This window comes from Microbispora sp. H13382, from assembly GCF_014161445.1.
Lineage (GTDB): Bacteria > Actinomycetota > Actinomycetes > Streptosporangiales > Streptosporangiaceae > Microbispora.
The window spans coordinates 249,477-271,173 of record NZ_JABBXA010000005.1 but is presented as its reverse complement, the minus strand read 5'-3'; the positions used below and the strand labels follow the sequence as shown (position 1 = coordinate 271,173).

The following is a 21,697-nucleotide window of genomic DNA, read 5'->3' as shown; positions in this document are numbered from 1 at the left end:
AGTCAATATCAGCGATAGCAATGGCGTAGACCGTGATCATCATCACCGGAGCGACCGGTCAGCTCGGCCGAGGCGTCGTCGAGCGGTTGCTCGCGCGCGTTCCCGCCGACCGGATCGGCGTCAGCGTCCGCGACGTTTCGCGAGCCGAGGACCTCGCCCAGCGCGGCGCCCGCGTACGGCAGGGCGACTTCGCCGACCCCGCGAGCCTGGCGTACGCGTTCGAGGGCGCCTCGCAGGTGCTCGTCGTCTCCGGCCCGGCCGACGCCCGCCCGCACCGTACGGCGATCGAGGCGGCCAGGGCGGCGGGCGCCGGGAGGATCGTCTACACCAGCCACATGGGCGCGAACCCGGCCTCCCCCTTCCTCCCGATGCCGTCCCACGCCGAGACGGAGCAGGACCTGCGCGCATGTGGGGTGGCGTTCACCGCGCTACGCAACGGCTTCTACGCGACCACCGCGCTCCACTTCGTGCGGCAGGCGCTCGAGACCGGCACGCTCGCCGCGCCCGAGGACGGCCCGGTCTCCTGGACCGCCCACGCCGACCTCGCCGAGGCGGCCGCCGTCGCGCTGACCGAGGAGGGCCGGCTCGACGGGATCACGCCGCCGCTGACCGGCTCCGAGTCGCTCGACCTCGCGGACGTCGCCGCGATCGCCTCCGACCTGACGGGTCGCGAGATCACCCGCGTCACCGTCCCGGATGACGAGTGGGTCGCGGGCATGGTGTCGCGCGGCGTGCCCGAGCAGCAGGCCCGGTTCCTGCTGGGCATGTTCGAGGCCGGCCGTCAGGGGGAGTTCGCCGAGGTCGGCCCGGCGCTCGGTGACCTGCTCGGCCGCAAGCCGACCGCGCTCCGCGACGTGCTCGCGAACCGATAAAAGGGTTGCCTGCCGGGTCCGGCCGCGCGCGCTCCTTCGACGTATGGGCGACGAGCGGCGAAGCCTCACCGGCGCTGCCGGCATCCCGGTCATGAGCTACCGGGAAGGCGTCCGTGACAACCTCCCCTGGGCGTACGCGATCGGGGAGTCGAAACCGGCGCCGCCCGCTGACGGTCAGGCGTCGAGCATCCGAAAACGCTACCGCCGCCTTGGCGAGCCGGCCTCCGCCTCGCGGACCAGCAGTCGGCGCGGGCCGGACCCATCCGCGCCGAGGCGGTCGTCGGGGTTGCGCAGGACGCAGCGGTCGATGGACAGGCAGCCGCAGCCGATGCAGTCGGACAGGTCGTCACGGAGCTTGACCAGTTGCTCGATGCGGGCGTCGAGCTCCGCCCGCCAGCCGGAGGACAGCCGCTCCCAATCCTCGCGCGTCGGCGCGCGTCCCTCGGGAAGCGTGGCCAGGGCCTCGCCGACCATGCGCAGCGGGATGCCGACGCGTTGCGCCACACGGATGAAGGCGACCCGGCGAAGCGTGTCACGGGGGTAACGGCGCTGGTTGCCGGGCGTGCGCCGGCTGCGGATCAGCCCCTTCTCCTCGTAGAAGTGCAGCGCGGTCACCGCGACGCCAGACCGGGCGGAGAGCTGTCCGACCGTGAGTTCCTTCGCGATCGTCATAGCCGGAGACTAAGGCTTGACCTCGACCATAGTCGAGGTTTGATCCTGGGTTCCATGCCCCAGACGCACCTGGTCGCGGGGAGGCGGGAATGGATCGGCCTGGCCGTCCTGACACTGCCCGCCCTCCTCGCCTCTCTGGAACTGACCGTCACGAACCTCGCATTGCCCGCCATCGGCACGGGCCTGATGGCCAGCAGCACCCAGTTGTTGTGGATCGCCGACGTCTACGCCTTCCTCCTTTCCGGAGCGCTCATCACGATGGGCGCTCTGGGTGACCGGCTCGGCCGCCGCCGCGTGCTGCTCATCGGGGCCGCCGCGTACGGCGTGGCCGCGGTTCTCGCCGCGTACGCCCCGAGCGCCGGGAGCCTGATCGCGGCCCGCGCGCTGATGGGCGTCGCCGGATCGACCCTGATGCCGTCCACGCTGTCGCTGACCACGTCGATGTTCACCAATCCCCGACAGCGGACGGTGGCCATCGGCATCGTCGTCTCGGCCGTCTCCGCGGGCACCGCGATCGGCCCGCTGGTGGGCGGCTGGCTGCTGGAGCGTTTCTGGTGGGGGTCGGCGTTCCTCCTGGCCGTACCCGTGATGACGGCGCTGCTCGTCGTGGCGCCGTTCACGCTTCCCGAGCACAGGGACGCCGGCACGGGCCGGCTGGACTGGCTGAGCGCGGTGCTGTCGCTCGCGGCGGTGCTGCCGGTCGTCTACGGGCTCAAGCAGATCGCCGCCGACGGCGTCGAGCCGATGTCCCTCATCGCGATCGCGGCCGGGATCGCGGTCGCCGGCGCGTTCACGCGCCGACAGCGCCGCCTCGCCAACCCCCTGGTGGACCTGCGGCTGTTCACCGACCGCACGTTCGCGGTCGCGGCCGCCACACTGGCGCTCGGCATCTTCGTCCTGTGGGGCTCCAACTACGCCGTCGCGCAGTATCTGCAACTGGTGTACGGCAAGTCACCGCTGGAGGCGGGCCTGTGGACGTCGCCGGCCGCCCTGGGGGTGATCGCCGGATCCACGCTGGCGCCGAGGATCGCGCGCAGGACCGGCAGCGCGATCGTCATCGGCACGGGCCTGGCGATATCTGCCGCCGGATATCTCATTCTCAGCCAGGTGTCCGGGAATCTCGCCGTCCTCGTAGCCGGAGCCGTCGTCGTCTCCGCCGGTCTGGGGCCGATGATGGCGCTGGCGACCGACCTGGTCGTGAGTTCGGCCCCGCCCGAGCGGGCCGGCGCGGCGGCGGCGATCTCCTCCACCGCCCCGCAGGTCGGCGGAGCGCTCGGCATCGCCGTACTCGGCAGCCTGATCACCGCGATTTACCGTGCGGACATGTCCTCGGCCCCAGAAACCGTCCGAGATAGCTTGACCGCAGCTGTGGCCGCGAATCTCCCCTCGCTCCTGGAGAGGGCCCGCGCGGCCTTCGTTCACGGATTCCACCTGGCCGCGGTGGTGAGCGCGGTCCTGATGGCGGCCCTCGCCGGTCTGGTCGTGTCCCTGCTCCGCCCGGCGAGACGCATCGACCAGGAAAGCACGCCGGATGCACGAACCCGGTGAAGGAAGCGTCTACATGACTCCGACCGGAAGCTGGTACATCTACGACGTGACGGTGTCCGCTCTCTGCGTGCAATAGCGCCTCTCGGCAATCTCGGGGCGCGATGGTTGCCTGCCGGGCCGCGACTGCGCGACCCTTCGGCGTATGAGCGAGGAGCGGCGGAGGTTGACCGACGCTGAGGGCGTCCCGGTGATGAGTTACCTGGAAGGCGTCCGTGACGGCCTTCCCTGGGCCTACGCGGTCGAGGACATCGGCCCGGACGCCGCTGCCGTGATCATGTCACGGCTCGGGGGCTGGGCCTTATCCGCGCCGGTCGAGCTCGGCCGGGACCTGGTGGAGCGAGGCGCCCGCCTGCAGCGGCACGCCTTTGTGATGCGGTGTGATCTGCCGATCGCCCGGCCCGTCGAGGGCGCCGCTCCCGACGGCTTCCAGATCACGCCCTGCGACCGGGCGCCCGCCGACATCTTCCCCGCGTGGTTCGCGGCCTACCCGCCCGGCCATCCCGACCACCGGCCCCGGGACGCCGAGAAGGCCCTGCGCGAGGAGCTCGTTCCGCTGCTCAACGGCGAGGAGATCGGCCCGCTGCTTCCGTGCAGCGTGCTCGCCGTACGCGACGGTTCCCCCGGCGAGGTGGTGGGCGGCGTCTTCGTCAATGACTCCAACCGGGGGCCGGGGATCGCGGACGTGTTCCGGCACCCCGAGCGGTCGCCGCGGGGCCTCGGCGCGCTCATGCTGTCGACCGCCTTGGTCCGTGCAGCCGCGGACGGGCTGACCACGATCGGCCTGGCGGTCACCGAGGGCAACCCCGCCCGTCGCCTCTACGAGAGGCTCGGCTTTCAGGTGGTCGACGAGTCCATGACGGTCCTGATCTGAATCAGGCGGCCTCGCTTCACCGGTCGATTTCCAGACATCCGGCGACCTCGTCAAGGCCAGATATACAGTGTCATCAGATCTTGTAAGGAGGCCGGGAATGCTCGTCGAATGGCTGGCAGCGGTGGCCGCGGCGGGCGGAACCGCCGTGGTGCAGGCCGCGGGCACGGACGTGTGGGTGACTGTGCGGCAGCGGGTGGCGCACGTGCTCGGCCGCGACGATCCCGAACGTGAGCAGGCGGAACTGATGCGGCTGGATCAGACCGCGACGGACCTCGCCTCGCTCGCCCCGGAGGAATCGGCGCTGATACGGGCACGGCAGGAGGCGTCCTGGACGGCCCGATTCGAGATGCTGCTGGAGAGTCTCGGCGAGGCCGAACGCGAACGGGTCGCCCGCGAGCTGAACGACATCGCCGACCAGGCTCGTCAGGCATCGGTGGGGGGAGTGTCGGCGAACGTCTTCAACGGACCGACCGCATTCCAGGTCGGCAACGACAACCGTCAAGACAACCACTTCGGGCCGAGGGCATGACCCGCGACGCCGAATCGGGAAGGGACGGAGTATCGGGAAACGTCTTCCACGGCCCGGCCCCTTTCCAACTCGGCGATCGCAACGTCCAGATCAATCACATCCACCATCCGGCGCCGCAGCGCCGGCCGCTGGTCCTCGCAGGTGCGGCGGTCACGACCCGGGAGGAACTGGCCGCCGCCATCCGCCTCGACTGGGCTGCCGCGAGGCGTCAGTTCTTCGAGGGCGCGGGCACGCCAGGCACCCCCTCCGACGGGTGGCTCGGACTTCGCTCCTGGCTGCACGAGCTCGACGGTCTCACCGCCGACGACCTGACCGCCCAGATCGAACTCGTCGACCATCGGCTCCGCGACGACGGACTCCCGGCCGACCTCAAACTGCTTCACCTGCTGGGCTGGCTCGATCCGCAGGGCGAAGCCGTCTGGCGAGGAACGGTCGTAACCCCGCAGTCGCTCTCCGAGGCATGCAGGATCGGTCGTCTGGGGGAAAGCGGCCCGGAATGGGAGCTCTACCGCGACCTCTGCGATGGCGGCTTGTTGGAAGCCCTGGCCGGGTTCACCGGCCTGAGCGCGCTGCGGGGAACGCAGCGGGCATGGGACGAGGCCTGGCATTCGTGGCGGCGGTTGGCGGCTCGGGTTCCCGGACTGCCGCCGGAAGCCCGGGAATGGGCCGAGAGCGGGGCGCGCGGGCTGCTGCTGGCGGCTCTTCTGCCCTACCCGGAGAGCAGAACGTGGTTGCGCGCCGGCTGCGAGCGCGTGACGCCTCCCCCCACTGGTGAGATCGGCTGGTACGACTGGTTGCGCGCGCGGGACGGCGGCTCGGACACCCCTGTCGGATGGCTCGTGCGCGCCGACTTCACCGCTTTCGCCGCGGTGCAGGCGGAACAGCAGCGTCACCAGGCGGCGGTCGACCGGCAGAACCAGCGGATATCGACCGCGCTGGACGCCGCCTCCACCCTGCGCGACCGGCAGTGGGCCGACTACGAGCGCCGCCGGCTCTCGCCCACCGCCCGATCGGGAGCGGCCGTCCGCGCGGCGCTGTGGCTCGGGGCCTGGGGCGCGGCCACGATCCCGGTGCCCTGGATCATGTGGGGCTGGGCGCGTCCGGACATCGCCGCGACGGTGTCCTGGTATGTCGTCGCGCTGACCCTGGCGGCGTACGCGGGCCGGCTACCGCGAGTCGTACAGCTGGGCGCGGCCTACCAGCCTCCGCTGCGGCGCGTGCGCGCGTGGGCCGAGGAGGCCCGGACCGACCGCGCGAGCGTCCGGAGGGGTCTGATCAGAGCCGGCAGCGCGGCCGGGGCCGTCCTGATCCTCGGGGTGCTCGTGCACGACATCGGCCCTGTCGCGACGACGGTTCTCCTCGTGCCCCTGCTCGCGGCGGCGTTCTACTTCGCCCGCATCGGGGCGCTGCACGACTGGGCGGACGAGCATCGGGAACGACTGCGGGACTACCAGTCCAGGCGGGCCGGTTCCGGCGGCCTCCCCCAGAACATCGCCCGGGATGTTCGATCGCCGTCGGCCAGGCTTCGGGCCGACGCCTATCACGCGTACATCCGTCAGTTCACCGGCCTCGACCACAGCGGGAAGGACGAGGACCGCGACAACGGCCGTCGCGACCGGACCTGACGGGCAGGAAGGGCTCGGGGCGAGGGCGCCGAAACTTACATCGGCCGTGATCGCCCACCAGCATGTCCGTGCCGCCCACGCGGCCGAGGATGGCCGCCGGGAAACGGCGAACCTACGATGACTTCACGCCCCGAGATCATGCGCATAAGCGGGGATCAGATCACATCCTGCACGGTCGATGCACAAGGCGCTGATCAAGGGAGACGCGAATGGCCCGGCACGATGGACCGTGCGGCGGGAACCGGCGCGGACGGCTCGCCGGCCGGTCGATGCTCCTGGGAGCGGTCGTCGCGGCGGCGATCGGCCTCAGCCCGGCAGCGGCCCACGCCGACACCTGGCGGACGGCGACCTCCACGGCGTGGGGCCAGACCCAGTCCACGGCGTCGGCGGCGGCCCAGGCGAACGCCCGTAGCGCTCTCAACAGCCTGGCCGCTCAGCTGGGGGAGGTCTGCACGAACGTGACCTCGTCGGCGAGCCTTCAGTACACCGTGCCCAGCGGAGGCGGCTACGTGTACGGCGGGACGGCGACCGGTCTGTGCGCGCCGGCGTCGCCGGGACCCTCCTACACGGTGCCGCGCAGCGCGACGGCGCGCGGTGAGGGCAGCACGTCGACGGCGGCCACGCAGAACGGCGCGGCAGCGGCCCGGGCCGCCATCCTCGCGGCCGGCGCCGACTGCAGCGGCTACCAGACGACCGGCGTGACCAACGTGTACACGACTCCGACCGGGAGCTGGTACATCTACGACGTCACGGTGTCCGGGCTCTGCGTGCAGTAGCGCCACCACCGGGCGTCGCCCGCTCTCGCCTCAGGCCCTGGAGGGGCGCTGTCTCTGGGAGCCGTCGGCCGCGATCGGGAAACCGCGCAGCGACAGGGCGCTCGGCGGCGGCAGGGCCCCGTGAGCCGCCTCGGCGCGGAACGACTGGAGCAGGTATGCCACCAGGCGCCGGGACGCGGCGCTGTCATGCGGCAGCGCGGCGACCAGACCGCAGTGGGACAACACGGCCACGGCGAGGTCGGACGGGTGGAAATCGGCCCGCAGCGCGCCCGCTGCCTTGGCTCTGCGGACCAGGATCGTGAGGTCCCGCTCAGCCCGTTCCCGGGCCTGCGCGTGCTCCGCCGTGCTGTCCGGGAAGGCCGCGACGAACGCGGCCGGGAAGCCCTGTTCCTGCCGCTGAAGCTCGCAGATCGTCTCGAACAGCCGCTGGAAGCCCCGCCAGGGGTCGGGGTCGGCCAGTGCCTCGGTCAGCGCTCGGGCGCAGGTCTCCATCTGCTGCGCGAACGCGGCCCGCACCAGGGCGTCCCGGGTCGGGAAACGCCGGTACAGCGTCGCCACACCGACCCCGGCCCGCCGGGCCACGGTCGCCATGGGCGCGTCGATCCCGTGCTCGGCGAAGACCGCACGGGCGGCGACGAGGATGCGCCCCAGGTTGCGCCGGGCGTCGGCCCGCAGCCCCGGGTCGGCGATCCGAGAGGATTCCTCCACCACTGTCTCTCACTTCCGGTCCAAACGGACGGCGGCGTCCACTTATGAGCCTACGCTCGGGCCAGATCCCCCGCACGTCCACTGGTGGCGAAGGTGAGAACGATGGACGACCGCATGATGAGAGCAGTGCTTTTCGACCGCTACGGCGGCCCCGAGGTGCTGTACGTGGGCCGGGTGCCGCGCCCTGAACCGGCGCCCGGGGAGGTGCTCGTGCGGGTGCGCGCGTTCAGCGTCAACGGCGGCGAAACGGCGGCCCGTTCCGGCAGCCTCCGTCTCCTCACCGGACGGAGGTTCCCGCAACGCGCCGGGTTGGACTTCACCGGCGAGGTCGCCGCGCTCGGCGCCGGCACGACGGACGTCGCGGTCGGCGACCGGGTGTGGGGCATCGTGGGCCGCACCGGATTCGGCAGCGCCGCCGAGTATGTGACGGTCCGGGCCGAGCGGCTCGGCCGGGTCCCGGACGAGCTGGACCTGGTGGAAGCCGCCGCGCTGCCGGTGGCGACCACGGCCATCACGGCGCTGCGCGACAAGGCCAAACTGCGCCCCGGCGAACGGCTGCTCGTACGCGGCGCCGCGGGCGGCGTCGGCAACGCCGCCGTCCAGCTCGGACGGGCCTACGGCGCCGAGGTCACGGCCCTGGCCCGCGCCGCCAACCTCGACTTCGTCCGTACGCTCGGCGCCGACCACGCCATCGACCACCGCGCCATCGACCACCGGACCGTCTCGCCGGAAGAACTGGGCCCGTTCGACGTGGTCCTCGACACCGCGGGCACCGACCTGCGGGCCTTCCGGCGCCTGCTGTCGCCCGGCGGTCGCATGGTCACCATCGCCTTCGACCTGACACGGCTCGCCGCGTCACTCGGCTACATCGCCGCCAGCGCCGTACACGGACGCGGCCGGGTGCGCTTCTTCAGCGGCAACCCCAAGCGGGCACTCTTCGACGACCTCGCCCGTGAGGTGGCGGAGGGGAGACTGCGCCCCGCGGTGGACACGTGCTTCCCGTTGGAGGAGACGGCGGCGGCACACCGGGCGCTGGAGGCGGGCGGGGTGCGGGGCAAATACGTCGTCAGGGTCGATTGAAGGCGGTTCGCGGCCCGGACGCCCGGGGCGGGAGGGCCGACGCCGCTTCGCTCCCCCTCACGGCCTCACCGTGATGGCACGTGTCCGGCCATGGCCGCGCCCGGCGGCCGTCAATAAGATCCTTAGTGACCTGACCTTCCGGACATCCCAGCGGGGGCGATGTGAACGGCGGCGGCGAGCCGGGGGGCTTACCGGGGCAGCACGAGTCGGGCCTGCGGGCGGGTGACCCGGCCCAGGTGGGGCCTTACCGGCTGCTGCGCAGGCTGGGCGAGGGCGGGATGGGCACCGTCTACCTGGGTGAGGCGCCGGACGGCACGCACGTGGCGGTCAAGCTGCTCCACCACACGATCGCCGCCGACCCCGGCTTCCGCCGCCGGTTCCGGCGCGAAGTGGAGGCGGCCAAGCGGGTCGCCCGTTTCTGCACCGCCGCCGTGCTGGACGCGGAGGTGGACGGCGAGACCGTCTATCTGGTCACCGAGTACGTGCCCGGACCGACCCTCCGCGAGGCCGTCGAGCGAGACGGACCGCTCCGCGGCTCCAACCTGGACGGGCTCGCCGTCAGCATCGCGACCGCCCTGCGCGCCATCCACGCCGCCGGGATCATCCATCGCGACCTGAAGCCCGGCAACGTCCTGCTCTCCCCCGTCGGCCCCAAGGTCATCGACTTCGGCGTCGCCCACCTGACCGACATGGCCGGGCACATGAGCAGCGCGGTCGTCGGCACGCCCTCGTTCATGTCCCCCGAGCAGTTCGAGGGCGGCTCCCTCACGCCCGCCTCGGACGTCTTCGCCTGGGCGAGCACGATCACGTACGCGGGCACGGCCACGCCCCCTTCGGCCACGGATCGCTCCCCGTCGTGCTCAACCGGGTCGTCAACGGGACGCCCGACCTGACCGGCCTCGACGGACCGCTGGGCACGCTCGTCGCCCGCGCCCTGGCCAAAGACCCGGCTCAGCGGCCGACCGTGCAGGACATCCTCGACGAGCTCACCGGTTCGACGACACCGTCCGCCGTCACCCTGCCTGGGGCCGGCGGGCGACGCCGCGGCCTGATGATCGGGACCGGGGCGGGCGCGCTGGCCCTGGTCGCGGCGGTGACCGCCGCCTGGTTCGGCACCTCGTCGGGCCCGGCCACGTCCGGCTCGTCCGCCGCCGCATCCGCCACCTCTGCGGCCTCCGTGGCCTCCGTGGCATCCGTGGCCGCCGCGCTCCCGTCCGCTTCCGGCGCCGGCACCGGCGGCAATCCGCTGCGTGAGCCCGGCGTACGGTTCGCGTACAAGCAGGAGCCCGACCCGCTGCACCAGGCGGACGTCTGGGAGGCACAGGGCAAGAAGGCCGATGCCGCGCTGATGCGCGCGCTGGCCGCGGTGCCGCACTCGGTGAACCTGAACGGATCGACCACTGAGGTCGAGACCACGGTCACGTCCACGATGCGGCTCGCCGCGGCCCACGATGCCGTGCCGGTGTTCCTCACGGACAACGTCCCCCTGCTCGACTGTTCCGATCGGGGGGCGCCGGACGAGCGGGCGTACAAGGACTGGATCGACCAGGTCGCGGCCGGCATCGGCGCGGGCCAGGCGGTGGTCGTGCTCGAACCGAACAGCCTCGCCGAGCTGCCCGGCACCGACGACTGCCCGTCGGGCGGGAAGGCGGGGATGGCCCAGCGTTACCGCGAGCTCGGCTACGCGGTTGACCGCCTGGGGGCGCTCGCGCACACGGCCGTCTATCTCGACGGCGGCATCCTGGGCTGGCCCGACTTCGTCCAGATGGCCGACCGGCTGGTGAAGGCCGGGGTGGGGCGGGCCGACGGCTTCTACCTGAACAGCTCGGACTTCCAGACGACCAAAGATCTCCTATGGTACGGGAACAGGCTCTCCCGCTGCGTCTATCTGTTGACCACCGACGGCGGCGGCACCTGTGCGGACGCCGCGATCGACGCCGTGCCGGCCAGGGCGCCGCTGACCCACTTCGTCATCGACACCAGCCGCAACGGCAAGGGCACGTGGGAGGCGCCCAAGGGCAAGTACGCCGACCCCCAGCTGTGGTGCAATCCTCCGGGGCGAGGCATCGGCCTGCGCCCGACCACCGACACCGGCGACAAGCTGGCCGACGCTTTCCTGTGGATCCGCCACCCCGGAGAGTCCAACGGCCGGTGCCTGCGGGGCGGCTCCGGGCCGGAGGATCCGGTGCACCGCCAGGTGGACCCCGTCGGCGGCACCTGGTGGCCCGCCCTCGCCCTCGAACGCGCCCGCAACGCCGTCCCGCCGCTGCGCTGACTCACCTCTCGGCGGAGCCGGCCTTGCGGGAGGCGAGCGCGGACGGTACGCCGTACGAGTAGATCGACAACTCGAGAGGATTTCTTCTAATGGCGACTTACGTGTTGATCCACGCTGCGGCGGTCGATTCCTGGTATTGGGGACCGCTCTCGGCCGCCCTGCGAGACCGGGGCCACGATGTGGTGGCGCCGGACCTACCCTGTGATCAGGAGTCGGCCGGGCTCGCGGAGTACGCGGACACGGTGGTCGAGGCGATCGGCGGGCGCACCGATCTGATCGTCGTCGCCCACTCGTTCGGTGGGTTCACCGGCCCGTTGGTGTGTGACCGGGTGCCTGCCGACCTGCTCGTGATGCTCCAGGCTCAGATCCCGGCTCCCGCCGAATCGCCCGGCGAATGGTGGGGCAACACCGGCTACTGGGCGGCACGGGAGGAAGCCGACCGGCGCCGAGGCGCCCCGGGCGGCACGGAGGAGGACACGCTTTCCCTCGTGCTGCACGACACCCCGGCAGACCTGGCCGCCGAGTTCGTAGCCCGACACCAGCGGCACCAGGCGCCTACCCCATTCGGCAACCCGTGGCCGCTGGCATCCTGGCCGGACGTGCCGACTAGGTTCCTGCTGGCCGCCGGCGACCGCTTCTTCCCGGCCGAGTTCATGCGCGGGATCGTCACCGAGCGTCTCGGTTTCCAACCGGACGAAATGCCTGGTGATCACTGTCCGATGCTCGGTCACCCGAAGGAACTGGCCGACCGCCTTGAGGCGTACCGCACCGGGCTCTGACCGGGGACAGGCACTACTCAAGCGGTGCCGGCTCGTCAATCGCCGTTGGCCTTGCGGAGGCGGGAGCGTACGGTGCGCCGGACGATCGGGCCCATGTCCTCCAGCACGGTGACCAGGCCGGCGAGCTGCTCCAGGCTGTCGAACGCCTGCTCCGCGCCGGCCTTGTCGACGCCGTCGTACAGTTCCAGGCCGACGAAGGCGGCCGCGGTGGCGCGGGCGAGCCCGGTGACGTCCACGAACTCCGCGAGCGGGCTGCCGGCCAGCACCCGTCGCAGCACGTCCTCGACCTCGGCGACCCACAGGGCGAGCCCCCCGGCGGTGGCGGGGGCGAGCCGCTCATCGGCCTGGCTCCCCGCGAGCATCTGGGCCAGCACGGCCAGATTCCCCGCGGCGCGCTCGTCGGCGTGCAGGGAACGGCCGAGATCGAGCAGCTCCTTCAAGGAGGTCACGGACGCGAACCGCTCCCGATAGACGGCGACCCGCTGCTCCGAGCCGTACCGCAGGGCCGCCGCGAGCAGTTCGTCGACGCTGCCGAAGTGGTAGAAGACGAGCGCCTGGTTGACCCCGGCGGCGGCGGCGATGACCCGCGCCGAGGCCTTGGCGATGCCCTGGGCGCGCAAGGTCTCCAGAGCGCCTTCGAGCAGCCTCGTCCGGGTGTCGCCCATCGTCCCCTCCCTCAGCGGCGTACCTCTTCGCGCCGCGGCCTCACCGTAGCGGGCACGCCGTGCTCGGCGACGTCGACGTAGGTGACCTGGAAGGCGCCCGAGTAGCCGAAGAACGGGCCCAGCATCCGCTGGGAGACCGTCACCTCGATGCGGAACTCCCCCGCGTCGTCGTCGTACGACTCCCTGACGAGGGCCGACCCCGTGAGGGCCTTCGGGAGGCGGCACGAGAGCCACCCCTCGTGCAGCCGGAAGCCGCCGGTGCGGAAGACCAGCCCGCCGCGCTCGTCCACCCGCAGGTCGAGGTCCACGGACACGTGCTGGTGCGAGCCGACGTACTCGAGGATGCCGTTCCTCGTGGAGTCGTACACCATCGTGGCGTCGAACCGTCGTCGCCGGCCGGACAGGTCGAAGCTGCGCACGAAGGTCACGGCCTCCCGGCCGTGGGAGTCGACGTACGGGTAGTTCTCGATCGTGAATGGCACCTGCCGGCCCTGCTCGGGGACCAGGATGTTGCGCAGCGCGCCGAGGACGAGGAACGGCCGGGTGAAACCCGCGTGCCAGACGTGCGTCATCACCCCCGTGCCGACGCAGGCCCGGCCACCCGCGACGCTCACGTCGTAGCGGCTCTGCAGCTGCGGGTGCAGGCGGGCGAAGTCGCCGCCGAGGGCACGTTCGAAGATCGAGCTCGGTGTGGGATTCATATGCGTGCCTCTTCGCGCCGCGGCTTGATGACAGCGGGCACGCCGTGCTGGGTGACGTCGACGTAGCGGGCCCGGAAGGCGCCCCAGTAGCCGAACATCGGCCCCAGCCTGGGGTGGGAGACCGTCACTCCGACGCGGAACTCCTCGGCGTCGTCGTCGTACGACTCCCGGACCACGGCGGTGCCGGTCATGAGTGCGGGGAGACGGCAGGAGAACCAGCCCTCGTGGAAGCGGAACCCGCCGGACCGGAAGACCATGCCCCCGCGCTCGTCCACGTGGAGATCCAGGTCCACGGCCAGGTGCTGGTGCGAGCCGAGGTAGTCGACGATGCCTCTCGCGGGGTCGTACACCATCTGCGCGTCGAACCTTCTGGGGCGGCCGGGCAGGTCGAAGGTGCGGACGAAGCTGACCGTCTCCCGCCCGTACGAGTCGACGTACGGATAGTTCTCGATGGTGAAGGGCACCTGCCGGCCCTGCTCGGGAACCAGGATGTTGCGGGTGCCGCCGAGGGCCAGGAACGGCCGGGTGAACCCGGCGTGCCAGATGTGCTCCATCACTCCCGTGCCGACACAGGCCTGCCCGCCGGCGACGCTGACGCCGAAGCGTCGTTGGAGTTGCGGGTGCAGGCGGACGAAGTCGGCGCCGAGGGCACGTTCGAAGATCGAGGTCATGGGGTCTCCATCAGGGTGTGCGGGGCTTTCGCCGCCTGCCGGTCGGGCGGGCGGCGCAGGCATCGGCGGGCAGCCGGGGTCGACGGAAGCGGCGGCAGGAGGATCGCTGCCGCTCCTATCAGGCAGGCGGCGGCGGTCGGGCTGGTTGTGATGGCGATGGCGGTCGTGAGGGTGCGCAGGCAGAGTTCGGCGAGGGCCTGCCACAGGGAGCGCTCGGGTGTCCTTCCTGTCTCCAGCCAGAGGCGGAGCCGGTCGAAGGACCAGGCCGTCGCCCAGCCGATGAGCGGCCGGAACACGAGGTCGACGGCTCTGCCCCACCCGGGGCGATAGCCGTACCGGGTGATGAAGCGGACGCCGTCATGGGTCTGGACGTACCGCCAGTAGCCGGAGCCGGAGCGGATCAGCGAGAGCGGGTGGTCAGAGGAGAACCGCAGCGCCGAGGTCCTCTGTTCGGGATCGTGACGGTCCCCGGCCGTGACGCCGGCCCCAGTGATGACCAGCCCGGGCAGGAGCCGGAAGGCATACCGGAACCGCTGCGGCTCGCCGTCCACACGCGGCAGGTAGTCGATCTCCGTGAACCGCAGATCCCACCGTTGATGCAGCTCAGGCCGCTGCGTCCGCTCCCACAAGGCCTCCATGTCGGCCCGGACCAAGCACTCCACGTACACGAACCGAGCCACACGCACCTCCGACGCCTTGAGCGATCGCTCAAAACCGAGAGTAAGCCGAATTAAGCGATCGCTCAAGTCATGGACGGTTGCGAGGGAAGGAGTAAACCGCCTCGGAGCCGACCGGCTCACGCAAGCCGAGGTGGGTCTTCCGCAGGCTGCACGAGACTCACGGCCTGAACTAGCGGGAGGAAGCCCCGGCGGTACAGCCAGCAAGCGTCTGCGCAGGTGAGGGTAACCTTCCCAGCATCTCAAGCGTGAGTGTTTGCATATCGTGACGGCATTTGCCCCAGGGGATACGTAACCTGTGCATGATCTCCTCTGAGTTGCACGGTTAAGGAGCAGTCGTGAGCACGCACAAGCTCTTGGACATCCAGCCCACACCCAACGTCCTCTTGGCACTCACGCGGACCCCTATCACTCCCCTGGATGCGCTATGCGAGCTCATCGACAACGCACTCGACTCCTTCCGTGCTGCGGAAGCCCTAGGCCAGCCTTCCGCCTTCCGGCAGGTCTTCGTTGAGGTGCCTGGGGCTTCCGAGGTCAATCGGGGCGACGGCTTTGTGCGCGTGCGGGACTCGGGGCCGGGCCTGACTGAGGAGCAGATCGCGAATGCGTTACGTGCTGGCTATTCGTCAAAAAACGCGTTCGACACTCTCGGGCTGTTCGGCATGGGCTTCAATATCGCTACCGGCAAGCTCGGGCGAGTCACAAAGCTCATCTCCGCGCGAGCTGAGGACTCGTACGCTCTCCAGGTGACCGTGGACTTGCCGAAGCTACTCGAACAGGGATCGTTTGAGGTGCCGGCAGATGTGGTCGCCAAGCCTCACGGGCTGGAGCACGGGACAATCATTGAAGTTCGCAACTGGTGGCCGGAGGGTGACCCGAACAACGCATTCATACGCAAGCTCGCATCACTGGGAAAGAATGTTATTCGCCAGCAGCTAGCCCGTAGGTATGCGACTATTCTGCGCGGCGAAGGCGGTAGCCGCACCAAAATTCTTCTCAATAACGACTCATACCCGGCCTTTGAGCACTGCGTCTGGGATGCCAGCCGCTTTGTTGAGAGAGCAGGGCATGGCCGCATCCCTGCCCGTATCTCCTTCGATAAGGAGCTTACGAAAAACATTCGCTGCCTGCGAGACGGGACGTTGATGGAGGACGGTCAACCCTGTGGCCGGTGCGGCGGTTCAGAGGCACGGGAAGTCGTCGAGCGAGTTTGGGGCTGGGTTGGTATCCAGCGGTACGACGACCAGAACGACTACGGCATTGACTTGATTCGTAACGGCCGCGCGATCCGCATTGGAGAAAAGGCCGCCTTCTTCGAGCATGTGGACGAAAACACAAAGAAGGCGGAGAAAGAATACCCAGTCGACCAACAGTACGGGAGAATTGTTGGCGAGGTACACCTTGATCATGTTCCGGTTGACTTCTCCAAGCAGGACTTTCAGCGAACAAGCGACGAATGGTACGCGGCAATGCAGTTCCTTCGCGGCAGCTCACTGATCCCGAGCAAATGGGGCCCAGGCGAAACAAATCCATCCCCGGTATCCAGACTCTTTCAGGGATATCGCAAGGTACGTAACTTTGGCCGCGCTGACATGTACATGGGTCAGTACAACCCAGCCAAAGGAAAGGCCGAACGAATCCCCCGCGAGATCGAGCGGGAGTACCTTTCTAGATTTCAGAGCCAAGAAGCTGGCTACTATGACGATACCAAGTGGTGGGAACTTGTCGAGAGCGCAAATGACAAGCCAATTGAGGAGCTCTTAGAGTGCCCGGTATGCGGCTTTCAGAACGTCCCTCGAGTGGAAACCTGCGAGGAATGCAATTGCGTCCTTGTTGGCAAGAACTGCTTGAACTCTGACTGCGGCGCCGAGATCCCTAAGTCGGCCGTCAGCTGCGACGTGTGCGGCAGCTCTCAGATACCCAAAGTAATCACCCCGTGGAATTGCACATTTTGCGGTCAAACCAACGAGGCCAGCGAAGACGCTTGCCGGACTTGCGCCCTCGTTCGCGGTGCGGCACATCCGGCTAGCGAAGAGGAACTGCTTACCGCCTCCGAAGAGTGGACCGATCTGTCGATAACAGGACTGACTATCAGCCTGGCAGACGGGACAACCAGCTCTCCAGTGGACGTCACTACCCGGATGATGCAACGTCCGATCGTCCCCCGGTACGGCCGGGAACCGATACCGGTGCTCAGCCATAAGAAAATCGGAAAAATTGCGGTCTTCGTCGACCGTATGCACCCGGCCTTCTCGGAATTGGGTATGCGGCCAGAGGATATGGTAGCGGCAGAGACCGCGCAGTTCTTCTACGACAACTATTCGTCTCTGACCGGGCAGAGAGGCCACTCGCCTGGGGTTCTCATGGCTGAGGTCCTCCGGAGAGCATGGGGTGACCTGGTTGCCGAGACACCCGAAAGCGTTCGCGAGGAGATCAAGCAGGTCTTCCGACTGATCGCCGAGCGTCTCGTCGGAATTCCTGAAGCGGAGGATTTCTATGCGGACCTGGACGAGAAGCAGCAGCGAGCACTGGCGGAAGGGATGATTTCTTCGGGGGTGGACCTCAGCGAACTCAACCGCATGAAGCAGTCCGGCGAGTACCTGCGTTACTGTGATCCGGCCGCCCTGGTGATGTTTTTTCAGAAATTCCCGCAGGTGTGGTTCGACGGGCAAGTGTGGCGGGATCCCTGGCCAAGTGACGATCTGGGGCCTACCGTTGCTGAAGGCCTGCGAGAGGAACTATCAATCAAGTACCTACGCTGCCTTGAGGACTGCGCCTCCTATCTACGCTATCAGCGGCCGGAACCACTGCTTGTGACACGCGCACGCGCGGCGGCTGATTTCCTAGACAGCAGACTGTGATGGCTCAGCGGATAGTGAGTGACCTCCTGCTGAGCGGGACCAGCTGGCAGGCATTCGAGCGCATGGTGATGCGACTGGTCTTAGCTCGTGGGTTCGAGCATGTACGTCTCGCGGGTACCTCCGGTGATGGCGGTGCTGATGTCATTGCCACCAAGTCAGGCAAGCGATGGCTCTTCCAGGTCAAGCGCTGGCGGACCGCAGTGGGTCCGGAAGTGGTCGCTGAGACTCTTGCCGCTACCAGGAGATATGAGGCTGATATCCCTGTCATCGTAAGTAAAAGTGGGTTCGCGCCCGCGGTGCTGCAACAACAGCGTCAACTCCTCGCGCAGGGAATCAAGCTACAGCTTTGGGACTCCCGGAAGCTCATCAAACAGGCAGAACTCGCTGAGCCCGAGCCGATCGCTCAACGCTGCCTGGATAATTACGAGCTACGCAACTACCAGTCTGACGCCGTCGACCGAATGATGGGAGAACTCGTTCGAGGTGCTAGAAGCGCCCTCGTGGTACTTGCGACAGGCCTAGGAAAGACCTTTGTTGCAGCGGAATTCTACCGCCGTTTCTCGCTCTTACGACCCACCTCAAAGACACTTGTACTCGCTCACCGTAACGAACTCGTCTATCAGTTGGAACGTTCGTTCTGGCCGATGCTATCCACCTTTCAGTCCACAGGAGTTTGGAACGGTTATGAGCGACCCGACTTTGATGTGTTGAGAGATCTGGACCTAGTCTTCGCATGCGTGGACAGCGTTGCCTCCAGCCTAGAGTCAGGCCGAGCACTTCCGCATTTTGATCTGGTGATCGTAGATGAGTGTCATCATCTAGGCACTCTTGCATACAACTCCGTACTAGGCGAGCTGTCGGCCGGCGACGGGGGGGCATTCCTTGTCGGTATGACGGCTACGCCCTGGCGCCCGAATGGCAGCGCCCTCGGAAAGTGGTTTGACCACCCTGTAGTGAACATCGATCTCGTCAGAGGACTACGCGAGGGGTACCTCGCCAATGTTGACTACCGCATGTACACAGACAACGTGAATTGGGAGGCTCTCCAGGAACTTCACGGCGACCAATTTAGCCCAAGGAGAATCAATAGAACTCTATTCGTCGACGAGTGGGACGATGCTGTCGTGCAGAGACTAACCGAGGCTTGGAAGGAGCAGACGAACCCTCGCGCCATTGTCTTTTGCGGGACCATCGACCACGCAGAGAAGACTGCAGCCAGGATCAACGCTCTGGCGATCACCCGAGCGCAAGCGATTTACTCCAGGTCCGCGAGCGGAAGGGCAATGAAGCCCGTGGAGCGCAACAAAGCGCTCTGGGATTTCGCCGAGGGCCGTATCGGAGTCCTGTGTGCGGTCGATGTACTTAACGAGGGCGTTGACGTTCCCGACGTTAATATCGTCGTTTTTCAGAGAGTCACCCACAGCCGCCGGATCTTCGTACAGCAACTTGGCCGGGGCCTCCGTCTTGCACGAGGCAAGGATCGGGTGATCGTTCTCGATTTTGTCTCGGATATCCGGCGCTTCGCCGCCGGTTTGGACCTGCATAGTTCACTCGAAGCTCCGCAGAGCCGATCTGGGTCACGGGTCAAACTTGGCAGTAAGGTGACCTTTTTTCACGCCAACGAGGAGGACAAGCCCGGTGCCCAGTTCCTACGAGAGTGGCTAGGTGATCTGAAAGCTGTAGAAGAAGCAGGCGAAGACGTACACATCCTTCGATACCCGCCGGAGTATGACCACAGTGACTTCAGGCGAGGTTAGGGGCGGTTATGCATAGCGACAGATCGGTTATGGAGAAGTGGCTGCGTCAGCGCCCGGAACTCGTTGACGCGTATAGCGAGCTTGTTGAGCAACTCAAAAATTCCGCATCCCATCAAGATCTACTTGATGCCTACTTGACAGCGAAAAGGGCCTCCGCCGTCGCGTTTCAATCGCTACTCAGGGCCAATATCCCTAAGCAGGAGACAGCCTGGCACACAATCCGGCATACGCTGGAGTACGAGATGGATCGAGAGTACGGGCGCGTCCTTCCCGACTGGGCAACGAAGATCCCGTATAGCTCCCGGACGCACCAGGAACTTTTCAGCTTGCTAGCCGATCGCCTCGGCGAGCCCGTGCCGGCAGATTATCTGCGAGTAATCACTGCGGATGCTGTCCATGCCGAGCGGCGGGTACGCGAGCTGCGAGAGCTTGGGCTACCTGTGATCCCGGCCAAGGTGGCAGATTCCGACACGTACACTCTTCGTTCACTCGAGCTCGACAAGTCATACATTCATAGCATTGCGAGAAACACCATCAAGGCCAACAAAAACATTCCCGATTCGGAGAGGCAACGTCTGTTGAGCTTCCTACAGGCATGACCTGGCATGAGTCGCTGCCCAGAGTGTCAGTGCTATCCGCTAGGGTCGCGCACGTGTTCGCTCTCGGCTCCCAGAGCAGCGACGACCGCTGCAACGGCGCTCGTCAGCGGCTCGTGCTCCCACAGACGCACCACCTGCCACCCAGCGGTGGCAAGCGCCGTGTCAGCCGCGCGATCCCGCTCCATGTTTCGCCGCAGCTTGGGCGTCCAGTACCACTCGTTGACAGTCGGCTGCCGCCCGTGCTCAGGGCAGACGTGCCAGAAGCAACCGTCGACGAAGACCACGACCTTGCGTGCCGTGAAGACGATGTCTGGGCGGACCTTGACTCCACCGCCCAGGTCGAGACGAAGATCCTTACGGTACCGGTAGCCCAGCCTGTGCAAGGCGCTACGCAACGCCACCTCAGGTTTGGTGTCCGTCCGCCGGTTGGCACGCATGTTTCTGGAGCGGCCCTCATTCAGCGGAGCTGGGTAGCTACCTCGCTCATGGGCCTGCTCTCGGGCATGGCTTCTCTTAAGGTCAGACACACTCGTTCCGAACGACTCACTGTCTCCTCCGCGAAGATACCTCTGCTGGCTCCCCAGCGTCGCCCCAGAACCCCCGAAAAGGAGATCTTGTGACCACCCAGAAGGCACTTCGGGTCATTGAGATCTGCGCCGGCGCCGGCGGCCAAGCTCTTGGCCTAGAGCAGGCTGGCTTCGAGCATGAGCTAGCCATTGAACTGGACGAGAACGCGGTCAACACCCTGCGACGCAACCGGCCGGGCTGGAAGGTCGCACAGGGTGACGTCGCCGACCCTTCCGTGTGGGACCCGAAGGACTACGCCCCTCGGGATGGGTGGCGACTCGATCTCCTTGCTGGCGGAGTTCCCTGCCCACCCTTCACCATCGCGGGCAAGCAGCTCGGCGCCACCGACGAACGTGACCTGTTCGCCTGGGCCGTGGAGCAAGTCAGGCTAGTTCGGCCTCGGGCGCTCCTTTTGGAGAACGTCCGCGGCCTGAGCATGCCTCGCTTTGCCGGCTATCGGCAGCACGTGCTGGACCGCCTTCGCGAGTTCGGCTACGCCGCCGAATGGAAACTCCTTCAGGCATCCGACTATGGAGTCCCTCAGCTACGCCCGCGCTTCGTGCTCGTCGCCATGGAGCCGGATGACTTCGCCCACTTCCACTGGCCGCAGCCAGTAGGACCCGCACCTACCGTGGGCGAAATCCTTCTGCCCTTGATGTCGGTCAACGGCTGGAAGGGCGCGGAGGATTGGGCCGATAAGGCCGACGGCATTGCCCCCACTATCGTCGGTGGCTCCAAGAAGCATGGTGGTGCTGACCTCGGCCCCACCCGAGCCAAGCGTGCATGGGCCGAGTTGGGCGTAGATGCTCTGGGCATCGCGAATCATGCCCCTGGCCCGGATGATGAGTTTGTCATCGGCCCGAAACTCACCTGTGAGATGGTCGCACGCATCCAAGGTTGGAATGACCGCGAATTCCAGTGGGAATTCACCGGCAAGAAGACATCGAACTACCGGCAGATCGGCAATGCCTTCCCACCCCCCGTTGCCAAGGCCATCGGAGTAGCCATTGCCGCTGCACTGAACCGTACGGCCGAGCGGCGTGAACTCGATCCCGAACCGGAGCACGACCCGATCTACCGGGCGCTTCGCGCCAAGGGCGACTTCATGACGGCCACCCAAATCGAAAAAGCCGTCGGAATCAAGCTGGAGCCAAACGAACTGGAGCGCCGCATCAGTCTCCTACGCCGCGACTTCGATATCGAAGTCCGGGACGGCAATGCCCTCACCGCATACAAACTCGGAGAGTTCAAGGCATTCCTTGGCCAAGAGACCCATGTGCGCCACGAGCAGTTCCAGCAATTGCGGACTAAGATCAGCTAGGCGCCTCTATAGCTCACGAATAGCTCTGCATAACGGCTGAGATATCTGCCTGAGCGGGATAGCACTTCGAGTCGAGCACGGCGGGCTGCTCCAGATATTTGAAGGAGTGACACTGCCGTCTTATCGCCTTTATTGAGTCGCAC

General features: G+C 67.5%; 21 protein-coding genes. 14 read left to right on the top strand and 7 right to left on the bottom strand.

Annotation, left to right across the window (positions count from 1 at the left end; genetic code table 11):
* Positions 1-32: 32 nt before the first annotated feature.
* Positions 33-872: an NAD(P)H-binding protein gene (locus tag HHX41_RS13145; RefSeq protein WP_182906168.1), complete on the top strand. Its 840-nt coding sequence runs from the start codon at positions 33-35 to the stop codon at positions 870-872.
* 198 nt (positions 873-1,070) lie between these two features.
* Here HHX41_RS13145 and soxR read toward each other — a convergent pair whose 3' ends face one another.
* The gene (soxR, locus tag HHX41_RS13140; protein ID WP_182906167.1) at positions 1,071-1,544 is read right to left on the bottom strand and encodes a redox-sensitive transcriptional activator SoxR; all 474 of its coding nucleotides are present in this window, start codon (positions 1,542-1,544) and stop codon (positions 1,071-1,073) included.
* A 54-nt stretch (positions 1,545-1,598) separates the two neighbouring features.
* Between soxR and HHX41_RS13135 the strand changes: the two genes are divergently transcribed.
* From HHX41_RS13135 to HHX41_RS13115, 5 genes are all read left to right on the top strand, one after another.
* On the top strand, positions 1,599-3,092 hold the full coding sequence (locus HHX41_RS13135) for an MFS transporter (RefSeq protein WP_182906166.1): 1,494 nt from the start codon (positions 1,599-1,601) through the stop codon (positions 3,090-3,092).
* Positions 3,093-3,255: 163 nt separating this feature from the next.
* Positions 3,256-3,963 carry a GNAT family N-acetyltransferase gene (locus HHX41_RS13130; RefSeq protein WP_220504009.1) on the top strand — a complete coding sequence of 236 codons (708 nt, stop codon included), beginning with the start codon at positions 3,256-3,258 and terminating at the stop codon, positions 3,961-3,963.
* Between the two features lie 97 nt (positions 3,964-4,060).
* Positions 4,061-4,492: a hypothetical protein gene (locus HHX41_RS13125; protein ID WP_182906164.1), complete on the top strand. Its 432-nt coding sequence runs from the start codon at positions 4,061-4,063 to the stop codon at positions 4,490-4,492.
* Positions 4,489-6,117, top strand: coding sequence for a hypothetical protein (locus HHX41_RS13120; protein ID WP_182906163.1), 1,629 nt, complete (start codon positions 4,489-4,491; stop codon positions 6,115-6,117). The genes HHX41_RS13125 and HHX41_RS13120 overlap by 4 nt, the downstream gene beginning before the upstream one ends.
* 209 nt (positions 6,118-6,326) lie before the next feature.
* The gene (locus HHX41_RS13115; RefSeq protein ID WP_182906162.1) at positions 6,327-6,893 is read left to right on the top strand and encodes a hypothetical protein; all 567 of its coding nucleotides are present in this window, start codon (positions 6,327-6,329) and stop codon (positions 6,891-6,893) included.
* Positions 6,894-6,923: 30 nt separating this feature from the next.
* Here the strand turns inward: HHX41_RS13115 and HHX41_RS13110 are convergent, their stop codons facing one another.
* Complete coding sequence (locus HHX41_RS13110) at positions 6,924-7,601, bottom strand: TetR/AcrR family transcriptional regulator (protein WP_182906161.1); 678 nt, start codon at positions 7,599-7,601, stop codon at positions 6,924-6,926.
* A gap of 102 nt (positions 7,602-7,703) precedes the next feature.
* Between HHX41_RS13110 and HHX41_RS13105 the strand changes: the two genes are divergently transcribed.
* From HHX41_RS13105 to HHX41_RS13090, 4 genes are all read left to right on the top strand, one after another.
* Positions 7,704-8,681, top strand: a complete 978-nt coding sequence (locus HHX41_RS13105; RefSeq protein ID WP_182906160.1) for an NAD(P)-dependent alcohol dehydrogenase — start codon at positions 7,704-7,706, stop codon at positions 8,679-8,681.
* A 161-nt stretch (positions 8,682-8,842) separates the two neighbouring features.
* Entirely contained in the window at positions 8,843-9,574 is a 732-nt protein-coding gene (locus HHX41_RS13100; RefSeq protein WP_182906159.1) for a serine/threonine-protein kinase, read from the top strand.
* Positions 9,538-10,956, top strand: coding sequence for a glycoside hydrolase family 6 protein (locus HHX41_RS13095; protein WP_182906158.1), 1,419 nt, complete (start codon positions 9,538-9,540; stop codon positions 10,954-10,956). Before HHX41_RS13100 ends, HHX41_RS13095 begins: the two co-directional genes overlap by 37 nt.
* A gap of 89 nt (positions 10,957-11,045) precedes the next feature.
* Positions 11,046-11,735, top strand: a complete 690-nt coding sequence (locus HHX41_RS13090; protein ID WP_182906157.1) for an alpha/beta fold hydrolase — start codon at positions 11,046-11,048, stop codon at positions 11,733-11,735.
* Between the two features lie 35 nt (positions 11,736-11,770).
* On the opposite strand, the gene HHX41_RS13085 is transcribed toward HHX41_RS13090, so the two are convergent.
* Genes HHX41_RS13085 through HHX41_RS13070 form a run of 4 tightly spaced genes read right to left on the bottom strand, consistent with a single transcriptional unit; the run spans position 11,771 to position 14,452 of the window.
* Entirely contained in the window at positions 11,771-12,400 is a 630-nt protein-coding gene (locus HHX41_RS13085) for a TetR/AcrR family transcriptional regulator (protein WP_182906156.1), read from the bottom strand.
* Positions 12,401-12,411: 11 nt separating this feature from the next.
* Entirely contained in the window at positions 12,412-13,101 is a 690-nt protein-coding gene (locus HHX41_RS13080; protein WP_182906155.1) for a DUF4166 domain-containing protein, read from the bottom strand.
* The gene (locus HHX41_RS13075; protein ID WP_182906154.1) at positions 13,098-13,772 is read right to left on the bottom strand and encodes a DUF4166 domain-containing protein; all 675 of its coding nucleotides are present in this window, start codon (positions 13,770-13,772) and stop codon (positions 13,098-13,100) included. Before HHX41_RS13075 ends, HHX41_RS13080 begins: the two co-directional genes overlap by 4 nt.
* Positions 13,769-14,452 (bottom strand): hypothetical protein, encoded by a 684-nt coding sequence (locus tag HHX41_RS13070; RefSeq protein ID WP_310741961.1) that lies wholly within the window; start codon positions 14,450-14,452, stop codon positions 13,769-13,771. Before HHX41_RS13070 ends, HHX41_RS13075 begins: the two co-directional genes overlap by 4 nt.
* 335 nt (positions 14,453-14,787) lie before the next feature.
* Between HHX41_RS13070 and HHX41_RS13065 the strand changes: the two genes are divergently transcribed.
* From HHX41_RS13065 to HHX41_RS13055, 3 genes are read left to right on the top strand one after another with little or no spacing between them, the layout of a single operon-like run.
* Positions 14,788-17,310, top strand: coding sequence for an ATP-binding protein (locus tag HHX41_RS13065; protein WP_182906153.1), 2,523 nt, complete (start codon positions 14,788-14,790; stop codon positions 17,308-17,310).
* A complete protein-coding gene (locus HHX41_RS13060) occupies positions 17,310-19,067 on the top strand; it encodes a DEAD/DEAH box helicase family protein (protein ID WP_182906318.1) in 1,758 nt (585 codons plus the stop codon). The genes HHX41_RS13065 and HHX41_RS13060 overlap by 1 nt, the downstream gene beginning before the upstream one ends.
* Before the next feature lie 29 nt (positions 19,068-19,096).
* Positions 19,097-19,666: a hypothetical protein gene (locus HHX41_RS13055; protein ID WP_182906152.1), complete on the top strand. Its 570-nt coding sequence runs from the start codon at positions 19,097-19,099 to the stop codon at positions 19,664-19,666.
* A gap of 32 nt (positions 19,667-19,698) precedes the next feature.
* Here the strand turns inward: HHX41_RS13055 and HHX41_RS13050 are convergent, their stop codons facing one another.
* On the bottom strand, positions 19,699-20,193 hold the full coding sequence (locus HHX41_RS13050) for a very short patch repair endonuclease (protein ID WP_182906151.1): 495 nt from the start codon (positions 20,191-20,193) through the stop codon (positions 19,699-19,701).
* A gap of 89 nt (positions 20,194-20,282) precedes the next feature.
* On the opposite strand from HHX41_RS13050, the gene HHX41_RS41725 reads away from it, so the two are divergent.
* Positions 20,283-21,554: a DNA (cytosine-5-)-methyltransferase gene (locus HHX41_RS41725; RefSeq protein ID WP_310741960.1), complete on the top strand. Its 1,272-nt coding sequence runs from the start codon at positions 20,283-20,285 to the stop codon at positions 21,552-21,554.
* Positions 21,555-21,697 lie beyond the last annotated feature (143 nt).